A 3,778-nucleotide genomic window follows, 5' to 3' on the forward strand; every position below is an offset into this window, starting at 1 on the left:
GAGCCGTGTTTTATTTTCTTGCGGGTTGCTCTTTTCCAAAATTCGTCCCTGCTGCACGCTTTCCAATTGACCCCCGGAGGCCGCCGAACAGTTTTCGTCTCCTCTTCGTCGGAAACGTGAAAAATCCGGTCAGCCCATCAAACGCCGGAAGCAAAAACACGGCGGAGAGCAGATTAAACACCGTGTGCACCACCGCAATCCCCACGGAATCGATGAGGCGATCATGCAGCGGCGCACCCAACAGCAGCCATAGAGGAAGCAGGACTACCGTCCCAAGAATATTGAATTTCAAATGCGCAAACGCAGCCCGCTTCGCGTTTGCGCCGCAGCCCACAGCGGCCAGCAAGACCGTGACACAGGTGCCGATATTCCCTCCCAGCACCAAAGGCACCCCCATTCCCCAAGTCACCGAGCCTGCGGTTGAAAACGCCTGCAACAGTCCGATGGAAGCGCTGGAGCTTTGGATTATGCCGGTGAAGATTGCCCCCGCCAGAAGCGTGGTCAGAGGATTGACCGCCAGCTCCGTCAGTCGGCGGAAGGCCGCTGTCCCCGCGATCGGCGCGGCAGCGGCAGCCATCCGCTCCATTCCAACCAGCAGCAAAAACAGTGCCAGCAGCAGCCCGCCCCATACCCTCCGTCTGGGAACCAACAGGTAAATCAAAAGCCCTATACACGCCAAAATCACCGTTAGCTCCGGCGCAGCGGACGTCTCCGTTCGGAAGCATAGCAGCCAAGCGGTGGCAGTGGTACCCAAATTACTTCCTATCATTACCGGAATAATCTGCTCAAGGGATAAAATTCCCGCATCCGCCAGAGACACGGTCATCACCGTCACGGCGGAGGAGGACTGCACCACTGCCGTCACCAAAAATCCCAGCAGAAACCCCCGCCACCGGCCGTCCGTAGCGCGACGCAGCAACCGCTCTGCCCGTCCGCCCTCAAGCTCCCGCAGATATTCCCCCAACAGCGTAATTCCAAACAGAAACAGCACTACGCCGCCAAGCATTGTCCAAAGGCTCTGCATAGCTTCCCCCCTCTTCTCCTGAAAGCAGGATATGAGCGTAAGCAAAAAAAAGACCGAGCAGAGGCGACCGAAAGCCGCCTCTGCCCGGTATATACTGAATCTGTCAGGAAAAAAAGCTAAGGTGCTCAAACAAAATTCTTGCACCCATCAGAATCAGGAGAATCCCCCCGCTCAGCTCCGCACGGCGCTTGTACCGTGCCCCGAAGTAATTTCCAACCGCCACGCCCGTCAGGGACAGGAGAAAGGTTACAAATCCGATGATGGAAATAGCCGGTACGATGCGCACATTTAAAAACGCGAAGGTCACGCCAACCGCCAGTGCGTCGATGCTGGTGGCAAAGGCCAGCACCGTCAGTTGTTTCAGATCCACCCTCTCCGCCACAGCGCAGGCCGTCTCCTCTTCCTGTTTTCCGCAGCCCTCGCGTATCATGTTTCCACCGATGATGGCAAGCAGGGCAAAGGCGACCCAGTGGTCCACACTCTGGATATACATGGCGAACCGGGACCCCAGCAGCCAGCCCAGAAAAGGCATTACCGCCTGAAATCCTCCAAAAAACAAAGCCACCACAAAGGCGTGGCCCCAACGAAGCTTCCGCATACAGAGCCCCTGACAAATCGCCACCGCGAATGCGTCCATTGACAGGCCAACGCCCACCAGCAGCAGTTCAAAAAGTCCCAAAAAATCCCGCTCCCATCCTTGTAACTCACAAAAGCACGGGAATTTCTCCCCGAATCGCAATGCTGTCGGGTGTTACCGTGCAGTCAAATGCCCGCACAAAAACACCCGCTGCCGCCGCTTCCCGCAGTGCGGTGCCAAAGACCGGGTGCGTCTCATCGTTAGGCGACACATCCAGCATGCCTTCCATCTGCACCACAAAGAACAGCGTGGCTGCAAGCCCCTGTTCCACCGCACGGCGCAGTTCGTGGATGTGCTTGACACCCCGCTCCGTGGGTGCGTCCGGAAACCGGGCGTGGCCATTTTCCTCCAGTGTCACGCCCTTGACCTCCACCAAATGAGGCCCGCGGCCCGTCTCCAGACAAAAGTCGATGCGGGACGCGCCGTAAGCATATTCCGGCTTTATGCTCTTCACGTCCGGCAGAAAACCGCCTTCCGCCGCCCACTCGCCAAACACGCGATTTGGCGCCTGAGCATCCATATTCACCAGCAGACCGCCCTTTTCCACCGCGATTAAATCATAGGCGGTCTTTCTCGCGGGATTCTTCGCCCGCTCCAGATAGACCCTTGCACCTGGGAGAAGCAGCTCCCGGCACCGGCCCGTATTTTTCACATGGCACACAACCCGGCCTTCCGCCGTGTCCACCAGCGCGATAAAGCGGTTGGGCCGCTCCGCGAAGCGACCAGGAAGCACCGTCCCATATCTCATCGGCTTCCCTCCTCCCGTGCTACGCAAGGCAATGTGCAGTTATCAGTTTAACACAACTCCCCCTGCGACGCAACCAAAAAAGCCCGCAGGTTGAAAATCGGCCACCTGCATTCTTCTACTCAGTTCCTCAATCATTGCCTTGCGACAGAAGCGGATTGTACATCATAATTGCATTATTCTCCAACAAAAATAATTCGTCTAAAAATATGCCTTCAATTGTCCACCGCTGTCGATACAACTCGTTGTGGCGGACGTATCCGCCCCACGGGCCGCGATCCATCCGGTGATTGCGCTCTACAATCTCATAGCAGTGCTCCGGAGGCCGCTCTGCCAGCCATTCTCCTTCCAGATTGTGCGCCCCCACCCGGACGCGGAGCTGAAAGGTCTGAGCCGTGTCGTTGCGAATCATCAAATCCCGGTGAGGATAGGCGCAGGTAGCGCCACTTCCAAAAGGCAGAGTGCGGTTGGAATCCGGAAAAACGTCGTGGGAATGGCGATAGCGCTCAATCACCGTCAGCGGCGTGTGGAGTGTCATCCAGAAAATGAGATTCGTCATCTGGCAGAGTCCACCGCCAACATCATAGCCAATATGCCCCAAAAACAGCACCATTCCATCAAGATAGCCCTTGTGGCGGGTCGGTTTTCCAACAAGACGCCAAAAGCTGAAAGTTTCACCGGGCCGCAGCAGGATTCCGTCCAATCGGGCCGCAGCCAGCTTTAAATTGGTAATCTTATTGTGCTGATAGCGCATTTCTGCGCCCTGAAGGTCCCGTAGCAGGGGCGTGGCGTGGGAGAAATGAATGCACGGCAGACAAGCCTCCTGCCGTTCCTTTGCAAAACGGAACCTTCCGGAATGCCAGAGCAAAAAACGTCGCCATGCATACCAGCGCTTTCCAGCCCACAGTCGCAGCCAACTGTGGCGAATAGGCGGACGCAGACTTCGGCTCTCCGCTTCATTCATGTTCAGCCTTACCTCCAATTCTGAAATTCTTGCCCAATCCTGATTCAGTTTTATAATTTCTTTCTAAAAAGTTTGGAAGCAAGCAGATAAAGTATAAAATGGGCAGTTTGCAATCAAATCATATTTTAATAAGGCAGTTTTAATTCAAATCACATGAATTTCAGCGGTTCCTTACTCTAAAATACGTATTCTCTAAAAACGGACATAAGTAAATTGATTGGTAATCCTCCAAAGGCCATAGGTGCATCTTCATAGAATCACTATGCGGTCCTCAAACTTGCAAAACGGCTGTTTTAGCCGCAAGCAAAAAAATACCCAAAATGGAAAGATAAAAGGCAGAGCGGACAGTCATTTGACTGTCCGCTCTGTGTTGGCGCTACCTGTCTTCCCGGGCCGTTGCCAGCCAAG

4 protein-coding genes are annotated in these 3,778 nt (G+C 54.9%); all 4 read right to left on the bottom strand.

Translation table 11 applies throughout. The features are described 5' to 3' along the window. Positions 1–10 precede the first annotated feature (10 nt). The 4 genes from RTU96_RS12320 to RTU96_RS12335 all read right to left on the bottom strand — a co-directional run bounded on the left by RTU96_RS12320 (position 11) and on the right by RTU96_RS12335 (position 3,370). The gene (locus RTU96_RS12320) at positions 11–1,024 is read right to left on the bottom strand and encodes a Na/Pi symporter (protein ID WP_312636915.1); all 1,014 of its coding nucleotides are present in this window, start codon (positions 1,022–1,024) and stop codon (positions 11–13) included. A 103-nt stretch (positions 1,025–1,127) separates the two neighbouring features. Beyond that, entirely contained in the window at positions 1,128–1,661 is a 534-nt protein-coding gene (locus RTU96_RS12325) for a manganese efflux pump MntP family protein (protein ID WP_397356986.1), read from the bottom strand. A 67-nt stretch (positions 1,662–1,728) separates the two neighbouring features. Continuing rightward, positions 1,729–2,409, bottom strand: coding sequence for a DNA/RNA nuclease SfsA (gene sfsA, locus RTU96_RS12330; RefSeq protein ID WP_312636917.1), 681 nt, complete (start codon positions 2,407–2,409; stop codon positions 1,729–1,731). Positions 2,410–2,536: 127 nt separating this feature from the next. After that, the gene (locus RTU96_RS12335) at positions 2,537–3,370 is read right to left on the bottom strand and encodes a VanW family protein (RefSeq protein ID WP_312636919.1); all 834 of its coding nucleotides are present in this window, start codon (positions 3,368–3,370) and stop codon (positions 2,537–2,539) included. Between the last annotated feature and the right edge of the window lie 408 nt (positions 3,371–3,778).

Origin of the sequence: Oscillibacter sp., assembly GCF_032018205.1 — a bacterium.
Taxonomy (GTDB): Bacteria; Bacillota; Clostridia; order Oscillospirales; family Oscillospiraceae; genus Oscillibacter.

Coding starts and splice junctions, on each gene's coding strand:
- RTU96_RS12320 (WP_312636915.1), bottom strand. CDS start 1,024: ATGCAGAGCCTTTGGACAATGCTTGGCGGCGTAGTGCTGTTTCTGTTT.
- RTU96_RS12325 (WP_397356986.1), bottom strand. CDS start 1,661: ATGGACGCATTCGCGGTGGCGATTTGTCAGGGGCTCTGTATGCGGAAG.
- sfsA (WP_312636917.1), bottom strand. CDS start 2,409: ATGAGATATGGGACGGTGCTTCCTGGTCGCTTCGCGGAGCGGCCCAAC.
- RTU96_RS12335 (WP_312636919.1), bottom strand. CDS start 3,370: ATGAATGAAGCGGAGAGCCGAAGTCTGCGTCCGCCTATTCGCCACAGT.